Here is a 15,946-nt window from a genome sequence, read left to right as displayed (position 1 = left end):
TGATTTTACCATTGGCAAAAGAGCTGACCTGGAGGGAAAAAAGAAAAGATAGAAACAAAGCTGTCAGGGGGCAGCCCAATGTTATTAAGTTAAGGTCACTCCAGAATGGAGTCTTTGGTAATTTGAGCATTTTCGTTTCAATAATTGATAGATCCTATCCGGATGGAATCCCGGATGGAATCACTGGAATGACTGATCTTTTCGGAGCAATAAACCTTAACTTAATACCATTGGGGGGCAGCCTTTCAGGACAGTCTTTGGGGTAACCTTATTAATTCTACTTTGACATGTTCGAAAAATCTGACTGTTTTACCCTGGCCGGGCGCCCCTGCACCCTGAAGGGAACAGCCAGATTTTTCTCCACATCCACCAGCTGGCGGACAAGGGGTAAATCAGGAGAAAAATCGAGTCCCTTTTTAATCTGTCAAAGTAGAATTGAGGTGCATCGTTATTTCGAGCGGTCTAGGGCCTGCTCTATGTCACTGATAATGTCGTCTATGTGTTCTAATCCCACTGATATCCGCACCAGGCCGGGAGTAATGCCCACAGCTTGTCGTTCTTCTTCCGAAAGTTTGCTGTGCGTAGTAGATGCCGGATGAGTAGCTATGGTACGGGTATCTCCCAGGTTGGCAGAGAGGGAGATCATTTGGAGGGCGTCCAGAAACTTGCGCCCCTGTTCGATCCCGCCTTTTACCTCAAAGGTCACAATCCCACCCCCTAAGCGCATTTGTTTTTTTGCAAGCTCATATTGAGGGAAGGATGGCAGAAAAGGAAATCTGACTTGCTTCAGAACAGGGTGACCTTCCAGATGCTCAGCAAGGATCAGTGCATTTTCAGAGTGTTTTTCCATCCGTACGGCCAGTGTTTCCAGACTTTTAGAAAGCAGCCAGCCATTGAATGGACTCATAGCCGGTCCGGTATGTCGTGACATGAATTTGATTTCAGGAAACAACTCTTCAGAAGTGACGATCGCTCCTCCGATCACTCGTCCCTGACCATCTATAAACTTGGTGGCTGAATGTGTAACAATATCTGCTCCAAAATGAATAGGGTTTTGGAGGTATGGCGTAGCAAAACAGTTGTCGACATTCACAAGGACACCTTTTGATTTCCCCAGTGCGCAGATTTTTTCCAGGTCGATCAGGTCCAGGGCCGGATTACTTGGAGTTTCCAGAAAGATCATTTTGGTTTTTGGCGTGATGGCCTTTTCCCAGCCTTCCTCATCCAAAATATCTACATAAGTGTGTGTGATGCCCCACCTGGGGAGCAGCGTGGTGAGGATCTGATGGGTAGATCCAAACAGAGATCTGGAAGCAACCACATGATCCCCACTACTCAGAAAAGCGGCCATACTGGTAAACATAGCGGCCATGCCGGAAGCCATTGCCATTCCGGTCTCAGCGCCTTCCAGCAAACATAGCTTCTCGATAAACTCATCGTTATTCGGATTGGAGTAGCGCGAATAGATATTACCCTCTTTCTCTTCCGCAAAAAGAGCACGTGCATCCTCAGCGTCATCAAATTTGAAACTGGAAGTAGCATAGATCGGGACGGAATGTTCTTTCTGGGAAGATCGTTCCAACTGATGTCGTATTGCTGCTGTTTCAAACTTTTTTTCACTCATGAGACTTATCTTTAAGGCCGGAAAGGGTAAAATTGGGACGATTTTATTAGAAATTTGCCATTGAAAACAAAATCTTTAGAATAACTACACTGATGAAATGAGCATGATGCTCAACCTACGCGGTCCGACCCAAACATTGAGAACACCAACCAGGTATGCCTGGCTGGCCACAATCAAAGTTGGGCAGCAAACCGCCTACGCGGCGCGGCTTATTTCGGAAACTTTGAACACATGAAAGAGATAACTGTAAAAGAACTGAAAGAATTAATAGACAGTGGAGCTGATTTTCAACTCATTGACGTGCGAGAGCCCAATGAATATGAAGTGGCACAGATTGGTGGGGAGCTTATCCCCCTGGCTACAGTGCCTGATAATGTAGATAAGTTTTCTAAGGATAAAAAGGTGGTGGTACACTGCAGAAGCGGTAAGCGAAGTGGGAATGCCATCCAGTTTTTGGAACAACAGCATGGCTTTGATAACCTCTATAACCTGAAAGGCGGTATCCTGGCATGGTCTGATGAGATCGATCCAAGCGTGGTAAAATATTAAGGCTTAGGAGATGAGCAAGGAATACAAAATACCGGAAGAGAATATTGATGATATCACTCTGCTGGAGCCTGAGGCTACGTATTCTTATGCTGATTATTTAAGGTGGTCTTTAGAAGGACTGCAAATTCCAGTAGAAGATATTTTTGAAGACTAATCTGTTAAAAACTATTTTAATAGATGGTCAGTATCATAAAGCTGGCTGAAATATTCCTTTACCCAATCGGGGTTTGTGTGTTCAATGAGCATTGCTTCCGCAGCTCCGAGCGAATAAAAGAAATCTCTTTTCATGTAGGCAAAGTCCGCTAGGTTAAGGTCCTTTCTGATCCGTTCATGGTATTTATTTCGTAGTGCAATAAGCTGGTCAAATTTAAACTGCTTCTGATCAACTTTATTTAAGTATAGTATCCACTTTTCCAGAAGTCTGATTTCAACGAACCGGGCATACCCTTCCTGCCAGAGTTGAAGGTTGAGGTATTTATGGTTTTTATCTCCGGTGAGTTCTTTTAGCTCCTCCTTTATTTCGATGTGCTTTTGTAAAATTGAGTTATAATCTGGTTTGTCCTCGTAGACGGAAAGTAAGTTTTGGCTCATTTTTTTAATGAGTAAACCTACTTCTTCCTGCTCATAAGGATAAGGATAGTTGAGCATCCACATGCTGGTATTATCTCCATTGGACAACTCTAGTTTCTCTTGTGCAGCCTGATAATCCGGCCGTGACATCTGAAGCTGGTGAAAGTGCTCATGTAGTAAGGTCACTACCCAGCCTTCAGGAGATTTCCCCGTATTTTCTGGTGTGCCGACGACAATGGTAGGTTTCCAGTTGATGAGCGGGAAAGTAGCCAGAAACTGTTTGCTAAAAGAGGTTGGCCGAAACTGGATACTGTCACACCCAAATTGAAATGTGGTATCTGTAGATCTCGCATTTAAAACATATTCGTTCTGATCGGTTACGAGGAGAACATTAAAAGGAATTTTTGTCCAATCTCGCCAGTATTCACCACCAAACCCGGATTTAATTTCCAGAGCAATCTCAACAAGGTCTGTGTGTTGCGGATCAGGGCATTGCCCGCTCAAAAAGAAGGGACAAAGCAGAGGAAGGATAAAAAGCAGTTTACTCATTTAGCAAAATAAATGAGCAACAATGTTAAGTGCCGTTAAAGTAGGTTAAGATCGGTTAAACCCACCTGGTTAAATTAACCTATTTGCTCATAAAACATCTTTTCACCGATATTCATCCAGCTTTTTATTTGTTTTCTAAAGCTTTGATAGTGTTCATAAACCTTTTTGCTTTGGGGGTCAGATGCTGTAAGGTCTGCAAGTACATCATCAGTTGCTTTCTTTAAGCCATCCATCACTTCTGTGGGGAAAGGGATTACCTCTACATCGGTTTCATTAATTATTTTCTGAAGATACTCTCCATTCTTAGCGTCAAACTCAGCCATCATCCAGCGATTGAGCCGGTAGCTGGCGGTTTTCACAATTTCCTGTAAGTCGGTCGGCAGCTGCTCAAGCTTTGTTTTATTGACCACCAGCTCGAGCACCGGACCCGGTTCATGCCAGCCGGGGTAGTAATAATACTGAGCCACCTGGTGAAAGCCCATTTTATAATCGTGATAGGGTCCGATCCATTCCGTAGCATCTATGACTCCCCGCTCCAGGTTGGTATAGATCTCACCGCCCGACACAAGCATGGGCGTACCTCCTGCCCGGGCTAATACCTTGCCTCCAAGGCCAGGCATTCGCATCTTCAGTCCCTGGAGGTCATTGAGTGTGTTCACTTTTTTGTTGAACCAGCCGCCCATCTGCACGCCGGTGTTCCCGCATATGAGTGGTTTCAGGTCAAAAGGTGCGTAGACCTCATCCCAGAGGGCCTGGCCACCACCGGAGATGATCCAGGATCCCATCTGCTGAGCATTCATGCCAAAAGGGACCGCTGTGAAAAAAGGAGCAGCAGGAATTTTTCCAGCCCAGTAGTAGGCTGCCCCGTGGTTCATCTCCACAGCTCCGTTGCTCACGGCATCAAATCCTTCCAGCGCCGGGATCAGTTCTCCACCTCCGTAGACTGTGATTTCCATCCGTCCTCCGGACATTTGCCTGACCCATTCGGCCATCATTTTGCAGCCTTCGCCTACTACGGGGAAGTTTGGTGGCCAGGTGGTCGTCATCTTCCACCGGTATGTGTTGTTGAAGTTGATGTAAGGGCCTTTTGCCTGTTGTTTGGGATCTGAACATGCAGTGAGGCCGGCGGTTATTCCTGCCAGCGAGGCAAAGCCTGCTTTTTTGATAAAATCACGTTTATCCATGCGGATAAAGCTAAGAAAAAATTTACCGGCTCACACAATTTGAGTGCTCAGTGTAAAACTTTTGCGACCTTCAAAAAAGCCCTGGAACTCAATGCGGAAATTTTTACTGCCTCCCAAAAACTGGAAGTCTCAGTTGCAGTGTTCAGGTTTATGGTAATTGGTGCTCATGTTGATTTCATGTGTTCAAGGGTTGCTGAAACAAGCTGGGCCGCATAGGCGGTTTGTCGCCCAAACTTGATCATACCCGGCCTGCCTTTGCACGCTGGCGCTGAAGCTTTAGCGTAAGAGTCCGAAAGTGGCTACTGCAGGCAGGTTGGTGTTTCCGCTTCGGCGGTCCGATCAATGTTTTGGGTTGAGACTACGCGTCCCGACATCATGCTCATTTCATGTTTTTGAAATTTCATTAACTTTAGGTTTAGCCAACTTAACCTGTAAAAAATGAAACGCCTTAACACACTAATTACAATTTTCATCACAGCTCTGGTATTTTCCTGTTCTCCAGGTAATGAGGAAGCTCATTCGCACGGTGCGGAAACTCATTCTCATGATAAGACAATGGAAACATTCTCAATAGAAAACCTCGTCGATGAAGTCAAGTCCGTGCCTGACTCAATTATGGAATACCTGCATGCTCAACATCATTCACACAAAGTACTGGAAAGAAGAACTGTACCACCTGGTTATGAAAGCAAAGAACTGAAAAACTGGAGTGAATATGTAGCCCAGGTAGAAGACTTACCTGCTATAAACCCTGGTCCGGGAGAATATGTACACGTTATGGAGGGATACAAGCATGGTTATCAAAATCTTGTAATTGGCATAACTGAGACATTTCCTGGTGGCGCTCCTCCAATGCACACTCATAAGGGGGAAGAAGCTCATGTGTTACTTGAGGGAACGATTCTATATGCTCTGGGGGATACCCTTTTTACCATCGAGGCTCCATATATTGTGAACATTCCTCCAATGGTTCCGCATGCCTTTAAAAATGTTGGTGAGAAAACTGCTAACCTCGTAGTAATCTTTCCGACAAACGTTTGGGAATATGACGTACTTGACTACTTCCCATTTAAAGAAGAAGATGGAGAGTGAAGAACACCCATAATAGTATATAAGACAAAAGCTTAGCTTCTTCCACAGGACCGGCATGTTAGATCCTTGGAGCCTGGCACAGAACTTCGCCTGTTCAAAAAAGTCCCGAAGTTCCAGGCCGAAGATTTTTTTGATTTCTTTTTTCGCTGATCGAAGGGGTTTGCTACAAACATTCCAGGAGACGATTGCATGTAATCCATGACGGAAAAAATGACTTTTTTGCCTGGATAAATGGCAGGTTTTCGTAGGTTAGTGAAATGACATGACCGGTCATGTTATGATTTTGCTAGACATAATTTCCTAAATGAAGATAGTCCTTGATACCAATATTATTGTCTCAGATTTTTGGATGCAAGGATCAAATTTCAGAATACTGATTGAAACATCTTCTGATAAAAAGGATCAAATTTTCGTTCCCAAAATTGTTGTAGACGAAGTATTAAACAAATTCCGTCAAAGACTTGAAGCAGGTCAGAACAAAATAAATAATGAAGTTGAAAAATTAAGGAGACTTACTTACAAGAGTATAGATATTAGTGTTACCAATGAGAACATTCAAAAGTTGTACAATGATTACATAGGGCATTTGACAAAGACTCTTGATGATAGCAACTTCATTATTTTGGAGTACCCAAAAACTCCACATGAAAAACTTGCGAACAAGGCAATTCAGAAAACAAAACCTTTTAAAGAAAATGGGGATGGGTATAGAGACAACTTGATATGGGAGTCAATTAAAGAACTACTTACAACTGATGAAGAAAAACTAATTCTACCAGAGATAATCTTTATCACTAAGAACACGTCAGATTTCGCAGATTCGAACGGACTCCATGAACAATTAAAAGAAGAGCTTGAAGAGGAAGGGTATGATGAGGATTCAGTAATTCTTTATGATGGTTTAAGTAGGTATGTTGACGAAAGAGCGAAGACAGAACTCCAATTTTCCCAACAACTTACGAAAAAACTCATTTCAGATCAATTTGATTCTTTTTCTTTAAAGAAGGAAGTCGACAATTGGTTATTCGCCAATTTAATTGGTAAGAGATTTGATGCTGAGGAATTGGGAATAAAACGAGAGTTTGAAGAACCTACCATTGATTCTATAAACGAAGATTTTGAGTTTCAGGAGATTTCAGTCAAAAGACTTTCAGATGATGAAATTGTAATCGATATTAAATTTGAGATGGTAGTCTATTTAGCAGTGTTTGTTTATCACAGTGACTACTGGAGTATAGATGACGAAGAGGGTTTATATATTATTGATGATAATTGGAACGATCATGTTATGCTTGGGCAACTGGTAAAATACTTGACATTTGACATTAGCATTGTAGCCACAAACGAAATGGAAATAAAATCAATGCAGATAGTCAAAATCAACGACAACTATGTCTAACAGTCATTATCATCCATAAGCTAATGGAGCTATTTGCTAAGGCTGATGCGGTGAGATACTTTTATAGATATTTGAAAAGTCTACGCGACCCGGTCCAGCTTACGGATAATAGTTAGTTGGTGTACATGCAAAAACAGACAATGAACAGACTTAACAAAATATGGAAAGATTTGAAGGACTTGACAACAGATGCTCAAGTTTTAAGCTATTGGGATAACCGACAATCCAGAATTTTAGAAGCCTTTAAAACTGCTGATTCAAACTTTGAAACGGTGACCAATATCATTCACCGACTTGCAAAATCGCTCCAGCAATTGGAAGATTTGCGATTATGGTTGCCTACATTCTGATTACCGTTAAGACAGAAGAATTCCTAATCTCAACGACAGTTTTCATAATTCTCTTCGAACTTTATGAGACTTGCTGGTATCAATATCGAGTTTCAAGTTATTTAAAGGAATTTGAAGATTCGCCAGAGATAATGGATATTAAAAAGAACATCAAGAAAAAGATATTGATTGAACTTGGAATTTCGCTTCTATTTTATCCCATTTATTTCTTGAAACAAGGATGGTTACTTCCGTTAGTATTGATAATTGCAGTTTATTTTCAGGGTTTCCATTACGGACTGAACTACTATTATTTACCGAAACTGATAGGAGACTTAAATAGAAAAAGCACAACACGCCAACATCAGCTCTGAACTTCGAATAATCAAGTCGGGTTGCGTAGACATCATCACTTCATGTCAGAGTATTTTAGCTAAATACAGAAACCGAATCATGTGGAAATATGCTAACACCTAAACCAGAACTTCATCGGTAAGCAACGTTGCCCGACCTTCGCTACTCGGCCGTGTGAGGGAAAACTTCATGCACAGCCTGTCTCGGGTATTCTGGGAGTTTGATGAGGGGGGCTGACTAGGCGTCCCCGACAGTTCTATTTTGCTATATTTATAGGAAAGTAGGGCTGTAAGGCTCTACTCTACCAATAGACTTTCACAGATGGAATTCCCGATAATTATTGTTACTCTCATTTTTTTAGTAGCTCTTACGAGAGTTTTCACAGTTTTCATACATGAAATGGGACATGCTGTGGCTGGACTGATTCTTTTAAAGGGAGGGATATCAATTTATATAGGTTCATATGGTGACCCTAAAAAAGGCATTTATTTTAGAATTGGCAGACTAAAAGTCCATTTCAAATACAACCCGCTAATGTGGAACCATGGATTATGTACTTCTAATTCTCACCATATGTCATTTATTCAGGGTTATTTGTTTACCCTGGCTGGACCGTTAGCCTCTTTAATTGTGGCTATCACAAGTATCTATTTTCTAATTAACCCTGAATTACATGGTGCCTTGAAAATGGTATCAATTTTCCTTCTATTTTCAGCTATACCAGATTTCTTCCAAAATATAAGTCCTAACAAAAACCCTATATTCCTTCATGATGGCACGTTGACTTACAATGATGGCCAAACCTTAAAAATGCTTAAGGAATATAGAAATGTGTATAAGGAAATAACTCAGTTAAGCCAACATTACACAAATAATGAAATAGAAGAAGGCATATCTCTTTTTGAAGAAATCTATTCGATGAATCAAGATGTTAACATCCTTCGAATCGGAATAGCACTGAACATAAAGGGCGAAAACTATAAAAGGGCAATAGCCCTAGTTGATGAGTTCGGGCAAGAAAATGAATTGAATTCTGATGATTATTGCAATTATGCCTTAGCTCATTCTCACTTGGGGCAACACTCAAAGGCTTTAGAACTCTACAATAAGTCTTTGGAACTGAACCCCACAGCATTTTATGCTTTGAATAATAGAGGTTACACCTTAAATATCCTCGAAAGATATGAAGAAGCTATTGCGGATTTTAATAAAGCAATTGAATTGAATCCAAATTTTGCATATGCATATAATAACCGTGGACTATCTAAAATAAAATCAGGTAACGTCAAAGAAGGACTTTCTGACATAGAAAAATCAATGGATCTTGACAATGAGAACTCATATGCTTATAAAAATCTAGGAATTTATTACAAAGATAAAGGTGACCTTAACAAGGCAATGAAATTTTTCCAACAAGCCAAAGAATACGACCCTAAAACAGATGGATTGAGTGACCTGATAAATGAAACAGAAATTGAAATAAAAAGGCATATAACAGGCCAATGGACTCAATGAGCAAACTGAGCCATGAGCAATTTTCAGTGCGAAATGTTAACTTTAGAAGCATAATCCGGAAAGGTATGCTCACAACATGAGCTTATCTGGACGTTATAATCAAGTCTCTTTGGCAAATGATGAAGAAGAAACTTCTAATCTCACTTGGCACAATTGGAATTTTAGTAACTGTACTACAACTGACCTCCATTAATCCTTTTATTTTCAACTTTCCTAAGGACGTTTCCGAAAGTATTTTTGAAGAACTTGTTCCAAGACCTGCAACTGATCAGATTCATATAGTCAATATATCTGGAGTTTCAATTAAGGACATTAATCGCCAATTCGAAAGAATCAAAGACTTAAATGCAATCTGTGTATTTGATTATTGCGGGATAGAATTGACGGATGAAGAAAAAACAATCTTAATGGATTGGCAAAGTCAAGGAAGTATTATTGGAGCTTGCTCAGATTCCTTTCTTAATTCATCCATTGTGAACTCAGATATGGCAGCATATTTTGACCCTAATATTAACTCATTTGAGATTCAAGCAATTAATAAATACAACCCTGCCCTGACAGCTGAACTCCGTGGCAGGAAGGGCTATGTGCTCATTAACTATCAATCAACATATTCGGGAATTCCAATCATGGATTTTGATTTCCTAATTAATAGAATTTCTGGAGATGACGTGAAAAATAAAATTATACTTTTTGGAAACCTGGGCAATCAATATACTCCAAAAGATACTGAAGTGCCTGATTTAAGTGGGGAGAAAAATGCGATGTTAACACCTATTACATATCGTAATAAACTCCCAGACATGTTCAGAACAGAGGTTTCTGGAACCATCATGCTTACAATAATCAATAAGGAATACATTGATGAGTACGACCTTATTTCTAATATGTCTGTCTTAATTTTAGTATGCGTTAACCTGTTATTACTAAATCTGGTGTATAGATATTCAGTGGTGTTATATTGGATAATTGGATATGTCCTGTTGGCCCTCGAATCCTTTTTTTTAGGGTATTTGATTATCTATTTCTTTGATACAAAATCAATTCTATTAGACTTCTCTTATGCACAGATTTTGTTGGTCCTTGGAATTGTATTTGGTTTTTTCTACAAAATTCAAAGTACAGACAGATCATAACAACCGTAACTGTCCCACAACCTCTCAATAGTTGGTAAATGCCGGGTTTCACAAACTGACTACCAACACACAGATCACGGACCACCGATTACCGCCCACCGATTCACCTAAGCATCCTCGAGTCAAAATTAAAAGGCAGCAACAGCCGTACATCACCCACCACAATAAATTGCTCCTCCTGATCTCTCATTAGTATTTGGATAGGCTTCTCCTGCATTCCAGCATATTCCATCATGACTTGCCGGCAATTTCCACATGAAAACGCATCTGCAGCAGCGCCTGACTTATTTTTAGCCAAAACCACAATGGAATCTATTGGCTCCCTGCTGTCTGACATAGCCTTAAAAAGCGCGACACGCTCAGCACAAAGCCCTGAGGGATAAGCTGCATTTTCCTGGTTGTTACCAGTTATGATCTTTCCGCTTTGCAGGATCAATGCACTGCCCACTGTAAAATGTGAGTACGGGGCGTGTGCTTTTTTCATGGCTTTCTCTGCCTCCACGACGAGCCGTTGCTCTTTTTCAGAAAGCTGAGAAAGTGTTTTTCTCACAAAAGGTACCTGAAAAGTCTCACTCATTTTCTTTAAGGATGGAGGTGTAGATACGATTATCCATGGGAATAGGTTTCCGCTGGACTTAGGGCCCTCTTAAAACAACCTGAAGCTGGCTATCTCCTCGAAAAAATTCATAACAGAAGGCGGGGACATGATAATTCCAAACACCAGCCCATAAACAGCTCCGTAAAGGTGTGCCTCGTGATTGATGTTATCACTCATATTTTTCCCTTGAAAATAAGAATATAGCACATATAGGATACCCAGGATGAAGCCTTGGATTCCTACTATTCCAAAGAGATAGATTTTTCTAAGTGGAAAATATAAGATACTGGTAAAAACCATCGCCGAAACCGCCCCAGAAGCTCCAAGGGAATTGTATCCGATGTTATCCTTCTTTTTAAAAACCGTCGGCAGGTCTGAAATCACTATTGCAGAAAGGTAATACCCCACAAAAATTAACGTGCCGGAAGGGCCGGCCAGCTGATTAAAAACCCGCTCTACAAGCAATCCAAAGAAGTAGAAGGTGAACATATTGAAACCCAGGTGAATGTAGCTGCCGTGAATAAACCCGGAAGTGATCAGCCGCCAGAACTGCTGCTTGTGAACAACCATAAACGGGTTCATGAGCGTTTTTTGAAATACCGCTGCATTGTTAAAAGCCCAAAAGCTTACCGCAACTGTAACAACTATGATTAAGACCGTAGTGGATATCATTTTATTTTTCTCGTTTCATTAGCTGACCGGCAAAATCCTTAAGCAGGCTTTTACCTGGTCCTGTAGAGTCTATTGCTTCCAAAAGTGTAAATGAAGCATCAAAATAACTATTCATTTTCTGAGTTGTCAACTCTTTGATGTTTAGCTGGTCATAGATTGCGGTTACGGCCTGTACTTTCTCCTCTACCTCAAACGCCTCCTTCGCCAACCAGCTTTGCAATTCCTTCCTGGTCTGACCAGTAGCCAGCGCCAGGGCTCTGATGAGCAAAAATGTTTTTTTATTGGATACGATATCTCCACCCACCTGCTTTCCGAACTTTGACTTGTCTGCATACACATCCAGCAGATCATCCATGAGCTGAAACCCAATGCCCATGTTTACCCCCACATCGTAAAGCTGCTTACGCTGAGGCTGGTCCAGTCCGGCCATCAGACCACCAAACTCCAGGCTGAACCCAAGCAGTACAGCCGTTTTCAGACGTATCATATCCAGGTATTCTTCCTCAGTCACGTCTGTCCTGGACTCAAAATTCATGTCTATTTGCTGTCCTTCACAAACCTCCACCGCACACTGGTTAAACAACCCGATGGCTTCAGGCAGGATCTTTGGATCAAGGTCCAAAAGCAGGTCATATGCTTTTACCAGCATGGTATCACCACTGAGAATAGCCACGGTATTGTTCCATTTTTCATGAACGGTGGGTTTGCCTCTGCGCAATGGCGCTTCATCCATGATGTCATCATGCATCAGGGTGAAATTATGAAATACCTCTACTGCCAACGCAGGGCGGATGATTTTCTCAGGATCTGACTTCCTGAATAAGTAGCCAAGTAAGACTAAAAGTGGACGCATGCGTTTGCCCCCAAGGGACAGAATATATGAGATAGGCTCGTATAGCTCTTTCGGATGGTCGCCAAAGTGCAACTGATCAATTTCCCTGCTGATCAGATCCTGTAGTGATTTGATGTCTTCTTTTTCCATTAAGTTGTGCTGAAGCAATACTCCCTACATAATATTAAGTCTCGTATGTAATCCAATGGAAAGATTATGGCTGATCCCTACATCTGCGTTGATATGTTTATAATAGACGTTTGCTCTTGAATACTTCGCTTTCATGTCAACGCAAAACCTGCCCAAATCATAACCGATGTTCAACCCTCCTTCCGGACCCTTGATTTTATTGATATTGAAATATATTTCGGAACTATAATCTTCTGTATAAGTCGAACCATCATTAGGATCAGTAAAGGTAACCAGTTGTCTGAAATCCTTCGTGGTGATAGCAGAGTGAAAGTACCCCAGGGAGAACCCATAGCGAAAAGCCTTAATTTTATTGATAAATTGAAGACCTAAAGGAAACTTAAGTATGTCATAAGAGAACCATGTTTCTGCTTCATAGTCCGGATTATCAGGATTGATTTTGAAAGTTTCGGGTTGATTACTAAATCCATGATAGGAGGCTTCGGCAAACTCTACACCCGCATATAACTTTAGTTTATCCTTTTGAATAAGATCAACATCAAGGCCCAGTACCAATGAGGTGTAGTAAGAAGGATCCAGATTGTCTCCCCCGAACAACACTCTATTATCGATTTTTAACAGGTTTCTATTTAGGTGAATTTCCGCAAAAACTCCCAGTGATTTTCCTGGGCTTGAATATGCTACATCTCCTCCCACACATTTTATGTAATTTCTATATGTCTTTGTTGTCGAGGCTTTGCTAAGGGAGCGTTTCATCGGATCAGTGAAATCACTTTCACACCCTTTTAAGGCTTTGCTCGTAGTGAAGAGATATTCCTTATTCTCCGTTTGATAGGTTCGTCCGTTAACAATCCTGGTTTTTTTCTTATCGTTCAGGTGATATAGAGTATCACCTACCATTAGATAGAGCTCCCCCCTGTGAAATAACACTGATGAGGAATCTGATTCAATTAATAACCTATAGCGATTTCTTTCACCATCAAAATACTTAAAGGTGTAATTGTTATCGAAATATATCTTTGAGATGTTCCATGAATTGAGCACTTGCTTGTTGCCGTCATTCCAGATTGTCAAATCATCACCTCCATGACCAAATATCTGATATTGAATTGTGCCGTATAAGGTATCCCCTTTATTGGTTACAATCTTTCCATTTCTAAAATCTCCCTGTGCGTTGAGGTGGATTGATACCGGTAGTAAGAGTAGAATAAGTATGTTTCGTATCAATCTAATTGGATTAGGTCCAGATCGATTGTTCTTCGATCAATATCTGTTTTCACGACCCGAACAGTCAGTTTATCACCCAGGGTGATGATCCGTTTATTTCTTTTCCCGATGATTCTGAAATTCTTTTCATCAAACTCGTAGTAGTCATCGTCCAGATCTGACAGGCGAACCATTCCTTCACATTTTGTCTCAATGATCTCCACATAGATGCCCCACTCTGTCACCCCGGAAACCAGTCCCTCGAATGCCTCCCCCAGCATGGATTCCATAAACTCAACCTGCTTGTATTTAATAGAAGCCCTCTCAGCATCCGCGGCATTTTTCTCACGTTCTGATGAGTGGACGCACTTTTTCTCTTCAGGCTCTACCTCCACCGGCTTTCCGCCTTCCAGGTAATGCCACAGCAGTCTGTGTACCATCACATCCGGATAACGGCGGATCGGGGAGGTGAAATGCGTATAATGATCAAACGCCAGCCCAAAATGACCTTTTGGCTCTGTGGTATATTTGGCTTTTGCCATGGAGCGAATCGCCAGTTGCTCCAGCACATTTTGCTCCGGTTTTCCTTCTATCTCATCCATGAGCTTGTTAAGGCTCGCGGAAATGTCCTTCTCCGTGCTGAGTTTATGTCCAAAACGGGCCGCAAACTTGGAAAAACTATCCAGCTTTTCCGGGTCAGGCGCATCGTGCGTTCGGTATACGAAAGTGTACTTACCATCTTCCCCACGGCCCCACTTGTAGATGTAGGTTGCTACCTCGCGGTTAGCCAGCAGCATAAACTCCTCGATCATTTTATGAGCATCCTTTCTTACCTTGGGCACTACTGCAAGTGGTTTTCCCTTCTCATCCAGCTCAAATTTCACCTCGGTGGTTTCAAAGTTAACCGCCCCATGTTTGAAGCGTTTATCCCTTAGCACTTTGGCTATGGAGTTCAGGGTTTGCAACTCCTCTGCATAGTCTCCTTTTCCACTTTCTATTCGTTCCTGGGCTTCCTCATAGGAAAACCTTCGGTTAGAATGGATGATCGTACGGCCAAACCACTGTTTTTTCACCTTTCCGTTCTTATCCATGATAAACACAGCCGAAAAGGTGAGCTTATCCTCCTCAGGCCTCAGTGAGCATAAGCCGTTAGACAACTTTTCGGGCAGCATAGGAATGGTACGGTCTACGAGGTAAACAGACGTGGCCCTGGTAAGCGCTTCTTTCTCCAGGATGCTTTTGGGTGTGACGTAGTGCGATACATCTGCAATATGTATCCCTATTTCAAAATCACCATTATCCTGCTGCTCTATGGAAAGCGCATCATCAAAGTCCTTTGCATCCTCCGGGTCCACGGTAAATGTGGTCACATTTCTAAAGTCCCTTCGCTTCTCCAGGTCTTTCTCAGTGATCTCGGTTGGAATTTTTGCTGCCGCCTCCTCTATATTATCCGGAAACTGAAACGGCAGGCCAAACTCTGCCATGATGGAATGGATCTCAGCTTCATTTTCTCCGGCGGGCCCCAGTACGGCAGTCACTTCACCCATCGGGCTCCGGTTGCGTGCATCATGCCACCTGGTGACCTTCACCATCACCTTATCATTGTGGCGGGCCTTCATGATTTTCTCCGGATAGACAAAAATGTCAAAGTGGATATTGCGGTTGTCCGGTACCACAAAGGAGAATTTTGGTGAGATCTCGATCCGTCCTACAAATTCTTCCCGTGCCCTGGAAATGATCTTTGTGACCTTGCCTTCCGGTCTGAAGCCATCCATGGCAGGTTTGGTGATCTGTATTTCCACGCGATCCCCATCTATGGCAAACTTAAGGTCATCGGTTTTTACCCAAACATCTTCCTCAGTCTGCTCGCTGATGATATAGGCAAATCGTGAGTTCACATGGTCTACCCGACCGGCAATCACTTCAGCCTCCATCGCACTGGTAAACCGCCCGTCTGGGGCTTTCTTTAGCTTCCCCTGACTCTCCATTCCGAAGATGATATCCTTTAGCGTCTCTTTTGATTTTTTGTCACGGAGACCGATCAATTTGATCAGTTGTCTGTAGCTATATCGTTCGCCCAAATTGTGTGCGAAAATGCCTCTTACCTGATCTTTAATCCGTTTTACATTGGTTGATTTATGTGGAGATTTTCCCTGTTTATTCTTTTTCTTCTTTTTACTCATATAG

General features: G+C 41.9%; 16 protein-coding genes. 8 read left to right on the top strand and 8 right to left on the bottom strand.

Annotated elements, in window-relative coordinates; all coding sequences use genetic code 11:
- The first annotated feature begins 11 nt into the window (after nucleotides 1–11).
- Nucleotides 12–266, top strand: a complete 255-nt coding sequence (locus AC3E9V_RS24490) for a hypothetical protein (protein WP_488750802.1) — start codon at nucleotides 12–14, stop codon at nucleotides 264–266.
- Between the two features lie 182 nt (nucleotides 267–448).
- On the opposite strand, the gene AC3E9V_RS24485 is transcribed toward AC3E9V_RS24490, so the two are convergent.
- The gene (locus AC3E9V_RS24485) at nucleotides 449–1,624 is read right to left on the bottom strand and encodes a trans-sulfuration enzyme family protein (protein ID WP_488750801.1); all 1,176 of its coding nucleotides are present in this window, start codon (nucleotides 1,622–1,624) and stop codon (nucleotides 449–451) included.
- 231 nt (nucleotides 1,625–1,855) lie between these two features.
- On the opposite strand from AC3E9V_RS24485, the gene AC3E9V_RS24480 reads away from it, so the two are divergent.
- A complete protein-coding gene (locus AC3E9V_RS24480) occupies nucleotides 1,856–2,173 on the top strand; it encodes a rhodanese-like domain-containing protein (protein WP_488750800.1) in 318 nt (105 codons plus the stop codon).
- A gap of 10 nt (nucleotides 2,174–2,183) precedes the next feature.
- Nucleotides 2,184–2,327 carry a hypothetical protein gene (locus tag AC3E9V_RS24475; protein WP_488750799.1) on the top strand — a complete coding sequence of 48 codons (144 nt, stop codon included), beginning with the start codon at nucleotides 2,184–2,186 and terminating at the stop codon, nucleotides 2,325–2,327.
- 11 nt (nucleotides 2,328–2,338) lie between these two features.
- Here the strand turns inward: AC3E9V_RS24475 and AC3E9V_RS24470 are convergent, their stop codons facing one another.
- A complete protein-coding gene (locus AC3E9V_RS24470) occupies nucleotides 2,339–3,292 on the bottom strand; it encodes a hypothetical protein (RefSeq protein WP_488750798.1) in 954 nt (317 codons plus the stop codon).
- A 74-nt stretch (nucleotides 3,293–3,366) separates the two neighbouring features.
- Entirely contained in the window at nucleotides 3,367–4,476 is a 1,110-nt protein-coding gene (locus AC3E9V_RS24465; protein ID WP_488750797.1) for a TRAP transporter substrate-binding protein, read from the bottom strand.
- 438 nt (nucleotides 4,477–4,914) lie between these two features.
- On the opposite strand from AC3E9V_RS24465, the gene AC3E9V_RS24460 reads away from it, so the two are divergent.
- The 5 genes from AC3E9V_RS24460 (at nucleotide 4,915) to AC3E9V_RS24440 (ending at nucleotide 10,301) form a co-directional block, all read left to right on the top strand.
- Nucleotides 4,915–5,568: a cupin domain-containing protein gene (locus AC3E9V_RS24460; RefSeq protein ID WP_488750796.1), complete on the top strand. Its 654-nt coding sequence runs from the start codon at nucleotides 4,915–4,917 to the stop codon at nucleotides 5,566–5,568.
- 304 nt (nucleotides 5,569–5,872) lie between these two features.
- On the top strand, nucleotides 5,873–6,967 hold the full coding sequence (locus AC3E9V_RS24455; protein WP_488750795.1) for a PIN domain-containing protein: 1,095 nt from the start codon (nucleotides 5,873–5,875) through the stop codon (nucleotides 6,965–6,967).
- Between the two features lie 140 nt (nucleotides 6,968–7,107).
- Nucleotides 7,108–7,317, top strand: coding sequence for a hypothetical protein (locus AC3E9V_RS24450; RefSeq protein ID WP_488750794.1), 210 nt, complete (start codon nucleotides 7,108–7,110; stop codon nucleotides 7,315–7,317).
- A gap of 744 nt (nucleotides 7,318–8,061) precedes the next feature.
- Complete coding sequence (locus tag AC3E9V_RS24445; RefSeq protein WP_488750793.1) at nucleotides 8,062–9,165, top strand: tetratricopeptide repeat protein; 1,104 nt, start codon at nucleotides 8,062–8,064, stop codon at nucleotides 9,163–9,165.
- A 116-nt stretch (nucleotides 9,166–9,281) separates the two neighbouring features.
- Entirely contained in the window at nucleotides 9,282–10,301 is a 1,020-nt protein-coding gene (locus tag AC3E9V_RS24440) for a hypothetical protein (RefSeq protein ID WP_488750792.1), read from the top strand.
- Nucleotides 10,302–10,404: 103 nt separating this feature from the next.
- On the opposite strand, the gene cdd is transcribed toward AC3E9V_RS24440, so the two are convergent.
- From cdd to rnr, 5 genes are all read right to left on the bottom strand, one after another.
- Nucleotides 10,405–10,878, bottom strand: coding sequence for a cytidine deaminase (gene cdd, locus AC3E9V_RS24435; RefSeq protein WP_488750791.1), 474 nt, complete (start codon nucleotides 10,876–10,878; stop codon nucleotides 10,405–10,407).
- A 69-nt stretch (nucleotides 10,879–10,947) separates the two neighbouring features.
- Entirely contained in the window at nucleotides 10,948–11,571 is a 624-nt protein-coding gene (locus tag AC3E9V_RS24430) for a rhomboid family intramembrane serine protease (RefSeq protein ID WP_488750790.1), read from the bottom strand.
- Nucleotide 11,572: 1 nt separating this feature from the next.
- Nucleotides 11,573–12,553: a polyprenyl synthetase family protein gene (locus tag AC3E9V_RS24425; protein WP_488750789.1), complete on the bottom strand. Its 981-nt coding sequence runs from the start codon at nucleotides 12,551–12,553 to the stop codon at nucleotides 11,573–11,575.
- A gap of 24 nt (nucleotides 12,554–12,577) precedes the next feature.
- Nucleotides 12,578–13,780 (bottom strand): hypothetical protein, encoded by a 1,203-nt coding sequence (locus tag AC3E9V_RS24420; RefSeq protein ID WP_488750788.1) that lies wholly within the window; start codon nucleotides 13,778–13,780, stop codon nucleotides 12,578–12,580.
- Nucleotides 13,777–15,942 carry a ribonuclease R gene (gene rnr, locus AC3E9V_RS24415; protein ID WP_488750787.1) on the bottom strand — a complete coding sequence of 722 codons (2,166 nt, stop codon included), beginning with the start codon at nucleotides 15,940–15,942 and terminating at the stop codon, nucleotides 13,777–13,779. The genes AC3E9V_RS24420 and rnr overlap by 4 nt, the downstream gene beginning before the upstream one ends.
- Nucleotides 15,943–15,946 lie beyond the last annotated feature (4 nt).

The sequence above is a fragment of the Marinoscillum sp. HNIBRBA16962 genome, from assembly GCF_057801515.1.
Note: the sequence above shows the minus strand (reverse complement) of the source record. Positions and strands in the feature narration are given on the sequence as shown.